General features: G+C 72.0%; 16 protein-coding genes. 9 read left to right on the forward strand and 7 right to left on the reverse strand.

Annotated features, from left to right (window positions below; genetic code table 11):
• The first annotated feature begins 30 nt into the window (after positions 1-30).
• Genes BLW32_RS10455 through truB form a run of 3 tightly spaced genes read left to right on the forward strand, consistent with a single transcriptional unit; the run spans position 31 to position 2,640 of the window.
• The gene (locus tag BLW32_RS10455; protein WP_068742202.1) at positions 31-1,065 is read left to right on the forward strand and encodes a metallophosphoesterase family protein; all 1,035 of its coding nucleotides are present in this window, start codon (positions 31-33) and stop codon (positions 1,063-1,065) included.
• Positions 1,065-1,733, forward strand: a complete 669-nt coding sequence (locus BLW32_RS10460; protein ID WP_068742342.1) for a 4'-phosphopantetheinyl transferase family protein — start codon at positions 1,065-1,067, stop codon at positions 1,731-1,733. Before BLW32_RS10455 ends, BLW32_RS10460 begins: the two co-directional genes overlap by 1 nt.
• Before the next feature lies 1 nt (position 1,734).
• The gene (gene truB / locus BLW32_RS10465; protein ID WP_068742201.1) at positions 1,735-2,640 is read left to right on the forward strand and encodes a tRNA pseudouridine(55) synthase TruB; all 906 of its coding nucleotides are present in this window, start codon (positions 1,735-1,737) and stop codon (positions 2,638-2,640) included.
• A 13-nt stretch (positions 2,641-2,653) separates the two neighbouring features.
• Here truB and BLW32_RS10470 read toward each other — a convergent pair whose 3' ends face one another.
• From BLW32_RS10470 to BLW32_RS10480, 3 genes are all read right to left on the reverse strand, one after another.
• Positions 2,654-3,772 (reverse strand): GNAT family N-acetyltransferase, encoded by a 1,119-nt coding sequence (locus BLW32_RS10470; protein ID WP_074850511.1) that lies wholly within the window; start codon positions 3,770-3,772, stop codon positions 2,654-2,656.
• A gap of 87 nt (positions 3,773-3,859) precedes the next feature.
• On the reverse strand, positions 3,860-4,987 hold the full coding sequence (locus BLW32_RS10475) for a GNAT family N-acetyltransferase (protein WP_068742199.1): 1,128 nt from the start codon (positions 4,985-4,987) through the stop codon (positions 3,860-3,862).
• A 10-nt stretch (positions 4,988-4,997) separates the two neighbouring features.
• Positions 4,998-6,107, reverse strand: a complete 1,110-nt coding sequence (locus BLW32_RS10480; protein ID WP_068742198.1) for a citrate/2-methylcitrate synthase — start codon at positions 6,105-6,107, stop codon at positions 4,998-5,000.
• Between the two features lie 54 nt (positions 6,108-6,161).
• Between BLW32_RS10480 and BLW32_RS10485 the strand changes: the two genes are divergently transcribed.
• Genes BLW32_RS10485 through BLW32_RS10495 form a run of 3 tightly spaced genes read left to right on the forward strand, consistent with a single transcriptional unit; the run spans position 6,162 to position 8,955 of the window.
• Complete coding sequence (locus BLW32_RS10485; RefSeq protein WP_068742197.1) at positions 6,162-7,235, forward strand: citrate synthase; 1,074 nt, start codon at positions 6,162-6,164, stop codon at positions 7,233-7,235.
• A gap of 44 nt (positions 7,236-7,279) precedes the next feature.
• Positions 7,280-8,290, forward strand: coding sequence for an iron-siderophore ABC transporter substrate-binding protein (locus BLW32_RS10490; RefSeq protein ID WP_068742196.1), 1,011 nt, complete (start codon positions 7,280-7,282; stop codon positions 8,288-8,290).
• Entirely contained in the window at positions 8,287-8,955 is a 669-nt protein-coding gene (locus tag BLW32_RS10495; protein WP_068742195.1) for a DNA alkylation repair protein, read from the forward strand. Before BLW32_RS10490 ends, BLW32_RS10495 begins: the two co-directional genes overlap by 4 nt.
• On the opposite strand, the gene BLW32_RS10500 is transcribed toward BLW32_RS10495, so the two are convergent.
• Both BLW32_RS10500 and BLW32_RS10505 read right to left on the reverse strand, forming a co-directional pair.
• Positions 8,942-10,135: a Cmx/CmrA family chloramphenicol efflux MFS transporter gene (locus tag BLW32_RS10500; protein WP_082791467.1), complete on the reverse strand. Its 1,194-nt coding sequence runs from the start codon at positions 10,133-10,135 to the stop codon at positions 8,942-8,944. The genes BLW32_RS10495 and BLW32_RS10500 overlap by 14 nt on opposite strands.
• Complete coding sequence (locus tag BLW32_RS10505; RefSeq protein WP_068742194.1) at positions 10,132-10,887, reverse strand: SDR family NAD(P)-dependent oxidoreductase; 756 nt, start codon at positions 10,885-10,887, stop codon at positions 10,132-10,134. Before BLW32_RS10505 ends, BLW32_RS10500 begins: the two co-directional genes overlap by 4 nt.
• A 78-nt stretch (positions 10,888-10,965) precedes the next feature.
• On the opposite strand from BLW32_RS10505, the gene BLW32_RS10510 reads away from it, so the two are divergent.
• A complete protein-coding gene (locus BLW32_RS10510; RefSeq protein ID WP_068742193.1) occupies positions 10,966-11,565 on the forward strand; it encodes a TetR/AcrR family transcriptional regulator in 600 nt (199 codons plus the stop codon).
• Here BLW32_RS10510 and BLW32_RS10515 read toward each other — a convergent pair.
• The gene (locus BLW32_RS10515) at positions 11,555-12,253 is read right to left on the reverse strand and encodes a metal-dependent transcriptional regulator (RefSeq protein ID WP_082791466.1); all 699 of its coding nucleotides are present in this window, start codon (positions 12,251-12,253) and stop codon (positions 11,555-11,557) included. The genes BLW32_RS10510 and BLW32_RS10515 overlap by 11 nt on opposite strands.
• A 34-nt stretch (positions 12,254-12,287) precedes the next feature.
• Between BLW32_RS10515 and BLW32_RS10520 the strand changes: the two genes are divergently transcribed.
• Positions 12,288-13,250, forward strand: coding sequence for a bifunctional riboflavin kinase/FAD synthetase (locus BLW32_RS10520; RefSeq protein WP_068524983.1), 963 nt, complete (start codon positions 12,288-12,290; stop codon positions 13,248-13,250).
• A gap of 89 nt (positions 13,251-13,339) precedes the next feature.
• Complete coding sequence (gene rpsO, locus BLW32_RS10525; RefSeq protein ID WP_068524984.1) at positions 13,340-13,609, forward strand: 30S ribosomal protein S15; 270 nt, start codon at positions 13,340-13,342, stop codon at positions 13,607-13,609.
• A 159-nt stretch (positions 13,610-13,768) separates the two neighbouring features.
• On the opposite strand, the gene BLW32_RS10530 is transcribed toward rpsO, so the two are convergent.
• Entirely contained in the window at positions 13,769-14,518 is a 750-nt protein-coding gene (locus BLW32_RS10530) for an SDR family NAD(P)-dependent oxidoreductase (protein ID WP_068742192.1), read from the reverse strand.
• Positions 14,519-14,526: the final 8 nt, after the last annotated feature.

Below are 14,526 nucleotides of genomic sequence, written 5' to 3' on the forward strand. Positions count from 1 at the left end.
GGGCCGCTCGGCACCCGGTAGCGTGGAGGGGTGGCGAAGCTCTGGGCGATCAGTGACCTGCACGTCGGGCACCGAGGCAACGAGGGCGTCGTCGACACGGTGTGGCCCGAGTCGCCCGACGATTGGCTGATCCTGGCCGGCGACCTCTGTGAGCGCACCGACCAGCTCGACGAGGTGCTCACGGCCCTCGCGCCCAGGTTCGCGACGGTGATCTGGGTACCCGGCAACCACGAGCTCTACACGACGTCGAAGGACCCGATGCAGGTCTTCGGCGAGGCCCGGTACGACCACCTGGTGGAGATCTGCCGGCACCACGGGGTGCTCACCCCGGAGGACCCGTTCCCGGTCTTCGAGGACCCGGAATCGGGGCCGGTGACGATCGTCCCGATGTTCCTGCTCTACGACTACACCTTCCGCGACGAGGGCCTGACCACGCTCCAGGCCCTGGCCCGCGCGAAGGAGAAGAGCGTCGTCGCCACCGACGAGTTCCTGCTCTCGCCCGAGCCGTACGCCACCCGCGACGCCTGGTGCCGGGCCCGACTGGACTACACCCGCCGCCGGCTCGCCGCGCTGCCCGCCGGCACGCGGACCGTGCTCGTGAACCACTGGCCGCTGCGCCGCGAGCCCACCGAGGTGCTGTTCTACCCCGATTTCGCGTTGTGGTGCGGCACCGTCGAAACCCGCGATTGGCACGTGCGTTACAACGCCGAGGCGGTCGTGTACGGGCATCTGCACATCCCGCGCACGACCTGGTACGACGGGGTGCGGTTCGAGGAGGTCTCGGTCGGGTATCCGCGGGAGTGGCAGCAGCGCGGCCTGCCCGAGCCGCTTCTGCGGCGGATCCTGCCCGCGCCGGACTACACGGAGGAGTCGCTGGGGCATTACGGCGTGCATTTCGAGGTGGACCCGAAGTACCGGGACGACCCGGAGAAGTTCGCCGCCGAGCGCGCAGCGGCCCAGGAGCGCCTGAGCGACCGCCGCGTCGCCGCGCGGGAGCGGATCGCCGAGCGTCGGGCGGCGCGGGAGTCCGGCCGGGCGGAGCGCGAAGAAGAGGGGGAGAAATGATCCTGCAGTCGATGCTGCCGCGGGGCGTGGTCGCGCGGGAGGCGCAGGCCGACGTCGACGCGCCCCTGCACCCGCGGGAGGCGGCACAGATCGCGAAGGCCGTGCCCAAGCGGCAGGCCGAGTACGCGACGGTGCGTCACCTCGCCCGGGAGGCGCTGGGCGAGTTGGGTATCGGTGACGCGGTGCTCGTCAAGGGCGAGGGCGGCGGCGTGGACTGGCCGCGCAACGTCGTCGGCGCCCTCACCCACTGCGAGGGCTACCGCGGCGCGGTGGTCGGCTACCGGATGGGCGTGCGCACCATAGGTATCGACGCCGAGCCGCACCTCGCCCTGCCGGACAAGGTGCTGCCGACGGTGTCCGTGGAGTCCGAACGGGACGTGCTCGCTGCGCGCCCCGACGACGGTCTGCACTGGGATCGCCTCCTGTTCTGCGCGAAGGAGGCCACGTACAAGGCGTGGAACCCGATCACCGGGCGGTGGCTCGGCTTCGAGGACGCGGAGATCACCTTCGACCTCGCCGAGCGCACCGACGACGCCGCGGAGGGCACCTTCCGCTCCCGCATCCTCATCGACGGGCGGACCACCGACGGCGGACCGCCGGTCGTCGCCTTCGACGGCCGGTGGCGGATCACCGACGGCCTCATCGTCACCTCGATCGCGGTGGTGTGAGATGACCACGGAGAGAGGCTTCCTCGAACCCGACGGTGCCGGGCTCGTCATCGTCGACAAGCCCGCCGGCCTGACCAGCCACGACGTCGTCGCGCGCTGTCGGCGCGCGATGGGCACCCGCAAGGTCGGCCACGCCGGCACGCTCGACCCGATGGCGACGGGCGTGCTCGTGATCGGCATCGAGCGCGCCACGAAGCTGCTGGGTCACCTCGCCCTCACCACCAAGGCCTATTCGGCCACCGTCCGGTTGGGCGCCTCGACGTCGACGGACGACGCCGAGGGGGAGACCACCGGCGGCGCCCCCGCCGGGGGCCTGGACGAGGACGCGGTCCGCGCCGCGATGGTGCCGCTGACGGGCGACATCGAGCAGGTCCCGAGCAGCGTGAGCGCCATCAAGGTCGACGGTAAGCGGGCCCATCAGCTCGTCCGCGAGGGCGCGGACGTGCAGCTCACGGCGCGGCCGGTCACCGTCGACGAGTTCGCGGCGCACGCCTTCCGCCGCGAGGGCGCGTTCCTCGACGTCGACGTGACCGTCGAGTGTTCCTCCGGGACGTACGTGCGCGCGCTGGCCCGCGACCTGGGCGCCGCCCTCGGCGTGGGCGGGCACCTGACCGCGCTGCGCCGCACCCGCGTCGGCCCCTACGGGCTCGACCACGCGATCACCCTCGACGACCTCTTCGAGACGCCGCGCCTCTCGTACGGCATCGACGAGGCGATCGCCGCGGGCTTCGCCACCCGGGAGATCACGGCCGAGCAGGCCTCCGACCTCTCCCTGGGCCGGTGGCTCGATCCGATCGGCCTTCCCGGCGTCTACGCCGCGGTGACCGCGGACGGCCGCGCCTTCGCACTGCTCCAGGAGTCGGGCAAGCGTGCGAGTTCGGTCTTCGTGGTGCGCCCCTCGGCTTGATTCGGTGGATCGGCTACCGGCGCAGGCGGGTCCACGACTCGCGTGGCGTGGACTCGTCGCCCAGGGTGGGCATCGTCGCACCTTCTGAGACGAACCCGAGTGCCGCCAGTGCGTCGGCGGCGAACGCGTGGCGGTCGGCGAGCGCGACGGTGAGTCGTCGCGTGCCCTGGCGCTCGGATGCTGCGCGGCACGCCGCGACGACGACGGCGCCGCCCGCCACCGCGGCGGTCTCGTGCGAGAGCCGGTCGATGACCTCAGTGGTCGAGGAGCCCAGGTCGACCGTCAGCTGCACCGCGCCGACGACGGCACCGTCGACGCGCGCCCTGAACCGGTCTGCGTCGACCGCCTCGAACCCGACGGAGAGACCGTCGGTCGTGCGGACGACCGCAGGCAGCGGCCGAGTTCTTGTCGACCTCGCGGGTAGTGCGCGGGCGTGCCGCACGCCGAGCCGGGCCGCTCCGAGCGCCGCGCCGAGCGACGGTACCGCCGCAGTGCGGTGCGGCGGTAGGGGGAGTGCGCCGACGGCGTCCACGTTCTGCTCCAGGACCGCCTGGTCCGCCTCGGTGTTCTCCATCGCATAGAGAAAGTGATCGGCGGGTTCTTCGTCGTACTCGCGGAGCAGCCGGAGGGTCTGCGTTCGGCGGGACCCGAGGGATTCGAGTAGTGCGATGGCGCGCCCGTTCCTCACCGCGACCGGGGCGACGATCCGTGGCACCTCGGGGTACGCGCGGAACACGTCGAGCATGGTCGTCGCCACGACCCAGATGGCGATCGGCCTGGATTCGTGCACCCCTGCCAGCCAGATGGACGTTTCCAGGTGTCCGGTACGCCGATCGGGGCCGTGGTGTTCCGCCTGGCCGGCCACGCGCTCGCCCGACGCGTCGTCGACGATCACGATCCGTGAGTCGACGATGGACGGGGCGGTGTGCGCACGCCACCAGGTCTCCGCCCATGCGACGCTCGAGTGCTGGGTACTCCAGTCCGTTCCCGGCCTTCCCAGAGCGGGCCGCAGGCGAAGCTCGTGCTCAAGGCTCGTGCTGCGCCACGAGTCGGCGTCCGAGAGCCGAGGCGCCCGGAGTTCGACCGCGTGCCCTCCGATTCGCCGACGAATGGCGGGCGACCGCGTGTTCACCAGGGTATGCTACTGCAATATCTCACCAGTGGGCATGCCGGATCGCGACGTAGCCGAGATCGATCTTCGGAGCACTTGGACGCCCGGCTAGGTGTCGTTGCGAAGGCGCGTCCAGGACTCTCGCGGCGAGCCCTCGTCCCCGAGGGTGGGCAGTGTCGCTCCCTCGGAGAAGAATCCGATGGCGATGAGAGGGTCGTGGGCGCCGGTGTGGCGCTCGGCGAGCGCCACCGTGAGGCGCCGGGTGTCCTGACGTTCCGCCGCAGCTCGGCAGGCCGCGACCAGGACGTCAGTCGCAATCGCGGGCGGGGTGTCCCTGCGCATCCAGTCGATGATCGTAGTCGTCGAGCTCCCCGCGTCGCCGGTCACTTGCAGTGCGCCCATCGGCACGCCGTCCACGGTCACGGGGTAGCGCCCGTCATGCGGATCCCCGAATACGATGTCCAGCCCGTCGTCGGACAGGGCCCGTGCAGGGAGCGACCTGGTCGCGGGTACCGCTCGAGCAGCGCGTTTCGCGCGGATGCGTCGCACCGTGATCCGCGCCAGGTCGACCGCGGCGTGCGCCGGAGGCAGTGCCGCCCGACTCCGTGGTAGCTCTTGCGGGGCGACCGAGTCGATCGCCTTCTGCAGCTCACGTCGGGATTCGGCGGTGTTATGCAGAACGTAAATGGTGTGGTCGGTGGGTGTGCCCGCATAGTCGCGGAGCGATCGCGCGGTCTGCAAGTAGGTGAAGCCCAGCGATGTGGCGAGCGCCAGCGAGCCGCGATTCTCCACGGGCTGCACGGCGAGCATCGCCGAGACTCGGGGGAACTGCTCGAACGTGTCCAGGACATCCACTGCGGACATCCAGTAGGTGACCGCCTTCGACTGGGGGAGCCCCGCGACCCACGTGAGCGTCTCGGCGTGGCCGGAGCGCGGATCGGGCCCGGTGACCGACTGTTGTCCGACGACCCTCGGCCCGCTCTCGTCATCGACGGTGAGTACGCGTGAGATCAAGGGGTTCTCCGCGTTGCGAGCCGTCCACCACTGTTCCGCCCAAGCGGCTGTGGAGTGCTTTTCATCCCAGGAGACGCCTGGCTCATGGAAGGCGTCCTGCAGCCGCTGTTCGTAATCGAGATTCGTCTTGCGCCATGACGCGCCGTCGGACAGCCTGAGGGAGCGGAGTTCGACGACGTGTTCAGCGATCCGAACGCGGCCTGCGTGTGACTGTGTGTTCACAGGAATTATGCTACTGCAAAGTACCGGTGTAACGCGCGGAGGGGCGGATGATCTTGCCCTGCCGGACCTGTTCCAGCACGTTCACGGTCCAGCCGACCACGCGCGCGACGCCGAAGGTCGGCGTGAACATCGACGGCGGCAGCCCGACCTCGCTCATGAGCACGCCGGCGTAGAATTCGACGTTGGCGTACAGCCGCCGACCCGGCTTCAGCTCGTTGATGCCCGCCTCGATCTCGGCCTCGACCGCGCGCGCCTGCCGCACCAGTGGGGAGTCGAACCTGGTCACGACCTGCTTGAGCAGCTCCGACCGGGGATCGTGCGTGCGGTACACCGCGTGGCCGAAGCCCATGATCTTCTCGTCGCGGGCGATCTTCCCGCGCACCCAGTCCCGGGTGTTCGCCGGGTCGCCGATCTCGTCGAGCGCGGCCAGGGCACGGCTGGGCGCCCCGCCGTGCAGTGGCCCGAGGAAGGCGCCCAGGGCGCCGAGCAGGCACGAGGCCATGTCCGACCCGGTCGAGGCGATCACCCGGCCGGCGAAGGTCGAGGCGTTGAAGCCGTGGTCGATGGTCGCGACGAGGTAGGTCTGCAGCGCGGCCGCGGCGTCCGCATCGGTGTTGCCGGTCGCCATCCTCAGGTAGTCGGCGGCGTGTCCGGCGCCCGGGTCCGCCTCGAGGGGCGCCTCGCCCCGCGCCAGACGGTGCGCCGCCGCCAGGATCGTCGGCGTCACCGCGGCGTACCGCAGCGCGGCCTCGGTCCGCTCGTCCTCCGGCAGGTCCATGAGGGGACGGTCGCCCAGGCCGAGTGCGGCGAGCGCCACGCGCAGCGCGTGCATCGGCTCGGTATCGGGACCGACGACGGCCCGCAGCAGGTCGAGTACGCCGCCCGGGAGCGGGCGGAGCTCGCCGACGCGGTGCGTGAACGCGGCACCGTCGGACGGCCCGGGCAGCGCGCCGTACAGGACGAGGTGCCACGCGTCCTCGAACGAAACCTCCGCCGCGAGGCGCGTGGCGTCGTGGCCGCGGTAGTGGAAGTAGCCCTCCTCGCCGCGGACATCGCCGATCGCGGTGTCGGTGACGATGACGTTCTTGAGCCCCGCCGGGGCGATGAGCGGTGTGGTCATGGCACGAGTGTGGGCGATGTTGATCAATACTTGCAATGTTGATTCAATCAACCCGTGGACCGGTGGATCACGACCTCGGAGGCGGCCGAGCGGCTGGGGGTCAAACGCGGCACGCTGTACTCCTACGTCAGCCGCGGCGTGCTGCATTCGCGGCGCATGCCGGGGCAGGCGGAATCGCTGTTCGACCGCACTGAGGTCGACTCGCTCGCTGCGGTCAAACACGACGGTCGGCGGGAGGCGGACCGGCTGCTCCGCTTCCGCGCCGTGACGACCCGCGTCTCCGCGCTCCGCGGCGACGCGTTGTACCTGCGCGGGCGACCGATCGCCGAGGTCTGCGCGAGCATGGACTTCGCGGCCGCCGCCCGGTTCGCGCTGGAGACCGGTGCGGCCGCGGCGCCGCCCGACGTCGACCTCGACCTCGCGCGGTCGGTGGCTCTCGAGCGCCGGATTCCGCTGGCCGTGGCGCTGCTCGCGGCTCGGGACCCGGTGCGGGCGGACCGGTCCCACGTCGCCGAGCGCGCGCTCGGTCTCCTGCCAGTCCTCGGGGGGCTCGTCCCCGAGGCGCGGCTCGACCACCCCTGGGTCGATGCGCTCGCCACGTGCCTCATCGACAACGGGCTGGCCGCGTCGACCACGGCCGCGCGGGTCGCCGCCTCGGCGCGGGCAGGCTTCTACGACGCGCTGCTGGCCGGGTACGGCGCGATGGCCGGCGTGCTGCACGGCGGCGCGCCCGCCGCTGCGTACGCGATGCTGGGGCAGGTCCTCGGCGGCGGCGACGTCGACGCGGCGATCGCCGATGCCGCGTGGGGAGGGCACCTCGCGGGATTCGGGCACATCGTCTACACGGGGGAGGATCCGCGCGCCACCGTCGTCCTGGGCCTGATGCGTGCGGACGACCCGGACGCGCCGGCGCTGCGGGCCGTCGCCGAACTCGCCGCGCGGACAGGCAGGGCGGCGAACATCGACCTCGCCGGCGCCGCGGTCGCGCACACGCTGGGGTTGCCGGCCCGCGCCACGGAGGTGCTCTTCCAGTACGGCCGCACGGTCGGAATGGCGGCCCACATCGCGGAGGAGTACGAGGAGGCGCCGCTGCGCTGGCGCGGCACGAACACGGGTGGCGTGCGCTGACGGCTGTGGTTCACTAGGTTAGCCAAGCCTTAGGAGAGTCTCGGATGTTCGTCGCTACGCCACCCAGCCGTCGTCAGCTCTTGCGCGGTGCGGGCCTGATCGGTGCGGCCGCCTTCGCGGCCGCGTGCGGCATCGAGGGGGGTGCGGCCGAGCCCGGAACGCGCACCGTCGACCACCTGCGCGGCACGACGGCGGTGCCCGACGACCCGCAGCGGATTGTCACGGTCGGCTTCAGCGATCAGGATCCGGTTCTCGCGCTCGGCGGAACACTCGTCGGTGTGACCGACTGGTACGGCGACTACGAGTTCGCCACGTGGCCGTGGGCGCAGCCGAAGCTGGGGGAGCAGCGCCCCGCCGTCCTGAACAAGGGAAAGTTCACCGGCACCCCCGAGTACCGGTACGAGGAGATCGCGGCGCTTCGCCCCAATCTGATCCTCGGCCTGTACACCGAGATGAACTCCGAACAGTACGAGCGGCTCTCGCGCATCGCTCCCACGGTCGGCCCGCCTGTGGGGCACAAGGAGTTCACCGCTCCGTGGGACGTCGCGACGAGACTCGTGGGCGACGCGCTCGGCCGTCGCGGCGACGCGGACCGCGCGATCGCCGGGGTGAACGAGAAGGTCGCGCAGGCGCGCGGCGCGCATCCCGAGTTCGCGGGGCGGACGGCGGTCGTCGTCGAACGGTTCCAGCCGGGTTCGACCTTCGTGCGCTCCCCGGGGGACCCGCGGTCCCGCCTGCTCACCGAGCTCGGGTTCACGGTCCCGGAGGTCGCCGGCAGTGGCTCCGGCGGGAACGACGGCACGAACCTCCCGGACGAGCGCATGGCGGAACTGGACCAGGACGTGCTGGTGTGGAACATCGGCAGTACCCCCGCGGTGCGCACCGAGATCGAGGGGCTGCCCATCTACCGCACCGTGCCCGCCGTACGGGCGGGGCGATCGGTGTTCATCGACGACCCGCTCGTCTCGGCCGCGTGGACCTGGGGGACGGTGCTCAGCATCCCCACCGCCGTCGACGCGCTCGCGAGTAGCATCGCGCGCGTGATGACGAGGTGAAGCTGGTCGACGGGATCCGGGCGGAGTTGCGGGCCGCCGCCGATCCCGAGCGGGCGCCGAAGATGCAGGCGTACATGAAGTCCGCGATGCCCTTCCTCGGCGTGCCCTCGCCGCAGGTGCGCACGATCACCGCCGCGGTCCGGCGCGAGCACCCGCCCGCCGACCTTGACGACCTCCGGGCCGCCGTACTCGCACTGTGGGACGACGCCGAGTACCGCGAGGAGCGGTACGCCGCCCAGAACCTGCTGCGCTACCGGCTCGGCACAGGCGACCCCGCGCTGCTCCCGCTGCACGAGCACATCGCCGTCACCGGGGCCTGGTGGGACCACGTCGACGAGACCGCTCGCCACATCGCCGCGCTCCACGACGCCCACCCCGAGGACACCGCGGCCGTCGTCCGCGCGTGGAGCCGCGGCGGCGACCTGTGGCTGCGGCGTCTCGCGATCCTCTCTCAGCTCGGCCGCAGGGACCGACTCGACACCGTCCTCCTCCAGGACGTGATCGAGCCGGCTCTGCCCGAATCGGAGTTCTTCCTGCGCAAGGCGATCGGCTGGGCGCTGCGCGAGCACGGCAAGACCGATCCGGAGTGGGTCCGCGCCTACGTCGCGGCGCACGAGGCCGAGCTCAGCGGGCTGTCCCGCCGCGAGGCGCTCAAGAACCTGTGAGGCACTCCGCCGGGCGTGAAGCGTCCGGTCGCGCGACGCGGGCCGCCGCCGCGTCGAGCGCCGCGAGCACCGCGGCGACGACCGCCAGTGCTGCGCCGGCGAGCGGGAGGGCGCGGTACGACGCCCCGAGATCGAGAAGTGTTCCCCCGAGCCACGGCCCGACGGCGATCCCGACGTTGAAGGCCGCGACCGTGAACGCCGGGGCCAGCGTCGGCGCGCCCGGAGCGAGCGCGAAGACCCGCGAGTTCAGGGCGGGGTTGGTCACGAATCCCGCCGCCCCGAGCAGCGCCGCGGCGACGGCCGCCGCCGCCGGATGCGGAAGTGCGACGGCGAGTGCCACCGAGGCCAGTGTCAGGGCCGTGGTGCCGCCCACCAGGACAGAGCCGGGTCGACGGTCCGCGAGGCGCCCGCCTGCGGCGATCCCCGCCACCGCGCCCACGCCGTAGAGCGCGAGCACGAGGGGCACCGTGCCCGGGGCGGCGTGCGAGCCCTCCAGGAGCATCGCCCCGAGGTAGGCGAAGCTGATGAGCAGCGCGGCGATCGATGACGCGGTGATCGCGTACGACGTCCACAGGCGGCCGGGCCGCAGCGCTCGTACCTCGTCCCGAGGGCGTGCGGGGCCGGTCGCGCTGAGGTGCGCGGGGACCGTCGTCGCGATCGCCACTCCCGCGACGACGGTGGCGACCGCGACCGCGAGGAAGGTCGCCCTCCATCCGAGGTGTTGACCGAGGACGGTCCCGGCGGGGAGCCCGATCACCGTCGCGAGCGTGAGCCCGCCGGCGACGATGCTCATCGCCCGCCCGCGACGGTCCTGGGGTACGAGCGCGATCGCCGTCGTCGCGGCCACGGCCCAGAAGCCGGCGTAGACGAAGGCGCCCACGAACCTGGTCGCGAGGAGGACGGCGAACGAGTCGGTCGTCGCCGCGACGACGTGGGTGGCGGCGAAGATCGCGGTGAAGACGAGCAGCGCCCGCCGCTTCGGCCAGCGCAGCGTCGCGAGGGCGAGGATCGGGGCGCCGAGCATCATCCCCAGCGCGAAACCCGAGATCAACAGGCCCGCCCGGGGGATCGAGACCTGTAGGTCCGCGGCGAGGTCGGGCAGGATCCCGGCGAGCATGAGCTCGGACGTCCCCTGGGCGAAGATCCCGAAGCCGAGGACCAGGACGGCGGGAGGCGTCACAGCAGCGACCCGCCGCTCGCGTCGATCCACTGCCCGGTGACCCAGCCCGCCGCGTCGGAGACCAGGAAGCCGACGATCCCGGCCACGTCGGCGGGCCGCCCGATCCGTCCGAGCGGGGAATCCGCCGCCATGGCCGCACGCCCCTCCTCCGTCGCGAGCCGGGCCGCGTTCATGTCGGTCGCCGTGCCGCCGGGTCCGACGGCGTTGACCGTGATCGACCGGGGCGCCAGCTCCTTGGCGAGCGCGAAGGTCAGCGCGTCGATCGCCGCCTTCGACATCGCGTAGGGAAGCAGGGCGGGGTTGTACGAGCCGTGGGTGAACCGCGTCGAGATGTTCACCACCCGGCCGCCGTCCGCGATTCGCGGGAGCGCGTGCTGGAGGACGAAGAACGGCGCGCGGGCGTTGATCGCCATGACCTGGTCGAAGGCATCCGGCTCGACGTCGGCGAACGGCGTCCGCCCGCCGAGGATCCCCGCGTTGTTGACCACGATGTCGGCGCGCGGGGCCTCCCGGTCGTACTGCTCCCACAGGTGCGCCGGCGCGTCGACGGCGGCGAGGTCGGTCCGGATCGCGAACGCCCGTCCGCCCCGGTCCTCGATCGCGCGCACAGTCCGCGCCGCCGCCTCGTCGTCCGCTCCGTAGTGGACCGCCACCGTCGCACCGCGGTCGGCGAGGTCGTCCGCGATCGCGCGGCCGATCCCGCGGCTCGCCCCCGTGACCAGTGCGTACTTGCCTGTCAGATCGTCGCTCACGTGCTCCGCTCCATTCCGTAGTGAGTGCTACGGAAAGAAGGTAGCAGCAAAGCGTAGCGATCGCTATAGAATGAGGTCATGGCGACGACGAACCGCGGCAGACCGCGCTCCTTCGATCGGGACGCGGCACTCGGTGCCGCCGCGTTGCTGTTCTGGGAGAAGGGCTTCGAAGCCACATCCGTCCGCGATCTCACCGACCGGCTCGGCGTCGAGGCGCCGAGCCTCTATCGCGCGTTCGGGGACAAGCGGCGCCTCTTCGAGGAGGCCGTCGCCGAGTACGACCGCACGTACGGCGGCTTCATCGACCTCGCCTTCGCGGAGGAGTCCACCGCGCGCGACGTGGTCCTGCGCCTCCTCGCGGAGGGGCCGCGGCGGTACACGCGCGCCGGGCTGCCGCGCGGCTGCCTCGTGGTGAGCGGCGACGCCGGCACGGCCGACGCGGAGGTCGCGGGCTACATGGTCGCGATGCGCTCCGCCAACGTCGATCGCCTGGCCGACCGCATCGCCCGGGACGCCGAAGCCGGCGAGTTACCCGCCGCCGTCGACGCGCTCGCGTTGGCGCGGTTCGTCTTCGCGACCCTCAACGGCCTCGCCGAGGCGGCCCGCGAGGGGGTCCCGGTGGAGGAGCTGGAGTCGGTGGCCGCGATCGCCGCGGGCGCCTGGCCCGTCAGCTCCTGACCCAGATGGCCTGCGCGGCCACGTCACCCAGGTCCAGCGGCGCACCGTCGTCGACGGTGACGGCGACGGTCCCGAGGAACTTGCGCAGTTCCACGACCTCGATCCGCGCGTCGGGCGCGATGCCGACCTCCTGGAAGTAGCGCAGCATCTCGGGGTCGGAATCGGAGATTCGGGCGACGGTGCCCGACTGCCCCGCTGCGAGTTCGGAGAGCAGGCACGCGTCGGGGGTGGGGACGGTGCCGTCCGGCTGGGGGATCGGGTCGCCGTGCGGATCGCGATCGGGGTAGCCGAGGCGCTCGTCGAGTCGCGCGAGGAAGCGCTCGGAGACGGCGTGCTCGAGGACCTCCGCCTCGTCGTGCACCTCGTCCCAGCCGTAGCCGAGCTCCGAGACCAGGAAGGTCTCGAGGAGCCGGTGCCGGCGCACCATCGCCGTCGCCGCGGCGCGGCCGTCGTCGGTGAGGGTGACAGCGCCGTACTTCTCGTGGTCGACCAGCCCCTGGTCGGCGAGCTTGCGAATGGCCTCGGACGCGGTGGAGGCGGAGACGCCGAGCGCGTCGGCGAGCGACTTGGTCGTGACCTTCACATCGGACCACTCCTGGGCGGTCCAGATCTGCTTGAGGTAGTCCTGCGTGACCGCGGACAGCTCGCCGACGGGGCGCGGCGAATCGGGCAGGGGAGGCTTGGGCACGCACCCACCATAGGCCGTCCGATAGGGTGAGTGCGTGCTTCGCTGGCGAGGGCTCGATGACGTTCCCGCGGACTGGGGACGCTGTGTCGTAACGATCGGCGTGTTCGACGGTGTACACCGCGGACACGCCCAACTGATCGCACGAGCGACCGCGGAGGCCCACGAACGTGGCCTCCCCGCGGTCCTCATGACGTTCGATCCGCATCCCGCCGAGGTGGTGCGGCCCGGATCGCATCCGCCGCAACTGACCACGCTGACCCGGCGCGCCGAGCTCGCCGAGGAGCTCGGCATAGACGTCTTCTGCGTGATGCCCTTCACCGCCACCGTCATGGCGCAACCGGCCGAGGACTTCGTGCACTCCGTGTTGGTCGAGCGGCTGCACGCCGCCGCAGTGGTGGTGGGCGACAACTTCACGTTCGGTTACCGCGCCCTCGGCAACGTCGAGATGCTCGCGCAGCTCGGCCACAAGTTCGGCTTCTCCGTCGACGCGGTGCCGCTCCTCACCGAACACTCGGTGACGTACTCCTCGACCTACATCCGTTCCTGCGTCGACGCGGGCGACGTCAAGGCCGCCGCCGAGGCGCTCGGGCGCCCGCACCGCGTGGAGGGCGTCGTCGTGCGCGGCGACGGCCGCGGACGCGAGCTGGGCTTCCCGACCGCGAACGTCGCGCCGCCGATGTTCGCGGCGATCCCCGCCGACGGCGTCTACGCCGCGTGGTTCACGGTGCTCGGCGCGGGCCCCGTCGTGGGGCAGGTGACGCCCGGGGAGCGGTACCCGGCCGCGGTCTCCGTCGGCAGCAATCCGACGTTCTCGGGGCGCACGCGCACCGTCGAGGCGTTCGTGCTGGACACCTCCGCCGACCTCTACGGCCAGCACGTGGCCGTCGACTTCGTGGACCGGGTGCGCGGCATGGAGCGGTTCGACTCCGTCGAGTCGCTGCTCGACGCCATGGGTGGCGACGTCGACAAGACCCGCGCGATTCTGGGAATCTCCTGACCCCTGGTAATGTGGCCTCTTGTGCCTGCTGCGGTTCGCGGTGGCGGCACGGAATTCTGACGACGCGATACTGGAACAAGGAGCCTCGCATGGCGCTGACCACCGAGCAGAAGAAGAGCATCCTGGCCGAGTACGGCCTGCACGAGACCGACACGGGCTCGCCCGAGGCGCAGGTCGCGATGCTGACCAAGCGCATCACCGACCTCACCGAGCACCTCAAGCAGCACAAGCACGATCACCACAGCCGCCGCGGCCTGCTGCTGCTGGTCGGCCGTCGTCGCCGCCTGCTGAAGTACGTCGCCTCGGTCGACATCAACCGCTACCGCGCGCTCATCGAGCGCCTCGGCCTGCGTCGCTAAGAGCCTTCATGTCAACGGCCCGCTCCCGGATCTCCGGGGCGGGCCGTTCGGCGTTTCCGGGGTCCGCCGGCGGCGGGAGCCTCACGATGTCGACCTCTGAGGCGGTGCGTGTGTTCTGACGCACCTCCGACGGCGCAGAACTCGATATCGTGAGCGGGCTCAGCCCCGGCCGAGGAGCGTGCCGCCGTTGACCTGCAGGATCTGACCGGTGGTCCAGCCGGCGTCGGGAGCGGCGAGATAGGAGACCGCCGCCGCGACCTCCTCGGGGGTCCCGGGGCGGCCCGCGGGGATCTGCGCGACGCGGCTGTCGTGCAGCTCGGCGGTGAGGCGATCCGTCCAGAACTCCGTCGCCGGCACGAAACCGGGCGCGACCACGTTGACGGTGACGCCCTCGGACGCCAGTTCCAGGGCGAGCCCCGCCGACCAGGCGTGCAGTGCCCCCTTCGCCGCGCCGTACGGCCCGGGCCCGCGCAGCCCCGCGATCGAGCTGATCGAGACGATCCGGCCGCCGGGACGGGCGAGGTGCGGCCGCAGCGCCTCGGTCGCCAGCACGGCGGTGACCACGTTGAGCCGGAACGTGGTCGCGTAGGAATCGGCGACCGCCGCGAGGTCGTCGGGCGCGCCGTCGCGGGCCGGGTTGCCGCCCACGTTGTTCACCAGGACGTCGACGGCGCCGCCGGCCCCGATCCGGGCGGCGAGCGCTCCGACGGCCGAGGGATCGGCCAGGTCCGCGACCTCGGCCGATACGCGCCGCGCGTCGAGCCCGGCGTTGATCGCGGACGCGGTCTCCTCCAGTACGTCCGCCCGCCTTCCCACGATCACGACGTCGTTCCCGTCGGAGGCCAGACGGTGCGCGATCGCCCGCCCGATGCCCGTCCCGCCGCCCGTCACCACTGCGCGCCTCGTCATCGTTCGAA

Origin of the sequence: Tsukamurella tyrosinosolvens, from assembly GCF_900104775.1 — a bacterium.
Classification (GTDB): Bacteria; Actinomycetota; Actinomycetes; order Mycobacteriales; family Mycobacteriaceae; genus Tsukamurella; species Tsukamurella tyrosinosolvens.

Bases quoted from the DNA above. Each gene is read 5' to 3' on its own strand.
- truB (WP_068742201.1), top strand. From the start codon at position 1,735: ATGACCACGGAGAGAGGCTTCCTCGAACCCGACGGTGCCGGGCTCGTC.
- BLW32_RS10480 (WP_068742198.1), bottom strand. From the start codon at position 6,107: ATGACCACACCGCTCATCGCCCCGGCGGGGCTCAAGAACGTCATCGTC.
- BLW32_RS10490 (WP_068742196.1), top strand. From the start codon at position 7,280: ATGTTCGTCGCTACGCCACCCAGCCGTCGTCAGCTCTTGCGCGGTGCG.
- BLW32_RS10510 (WP_068742193.1), top strand. From the start codon at position 10,966: ATGGCGACGACGAACCGCGGCAGACCGCGCTCCTTCGATCGGGACGCG.
- rpsO (WP_068524984.1), top strand. From the start codon at position 13,340: ATGGCGCTGACCACCGAGCAGAAGAAGAGCATCCTGGCCGAGTACGGC.
- BLW32_RS10530 (WP_068742192.1), bottom strand. From the start codon at position 14,518: ATGACGAGGCGCGCAGTGGTGACGGGCGGCGGGACGGGCATCGGGCGG.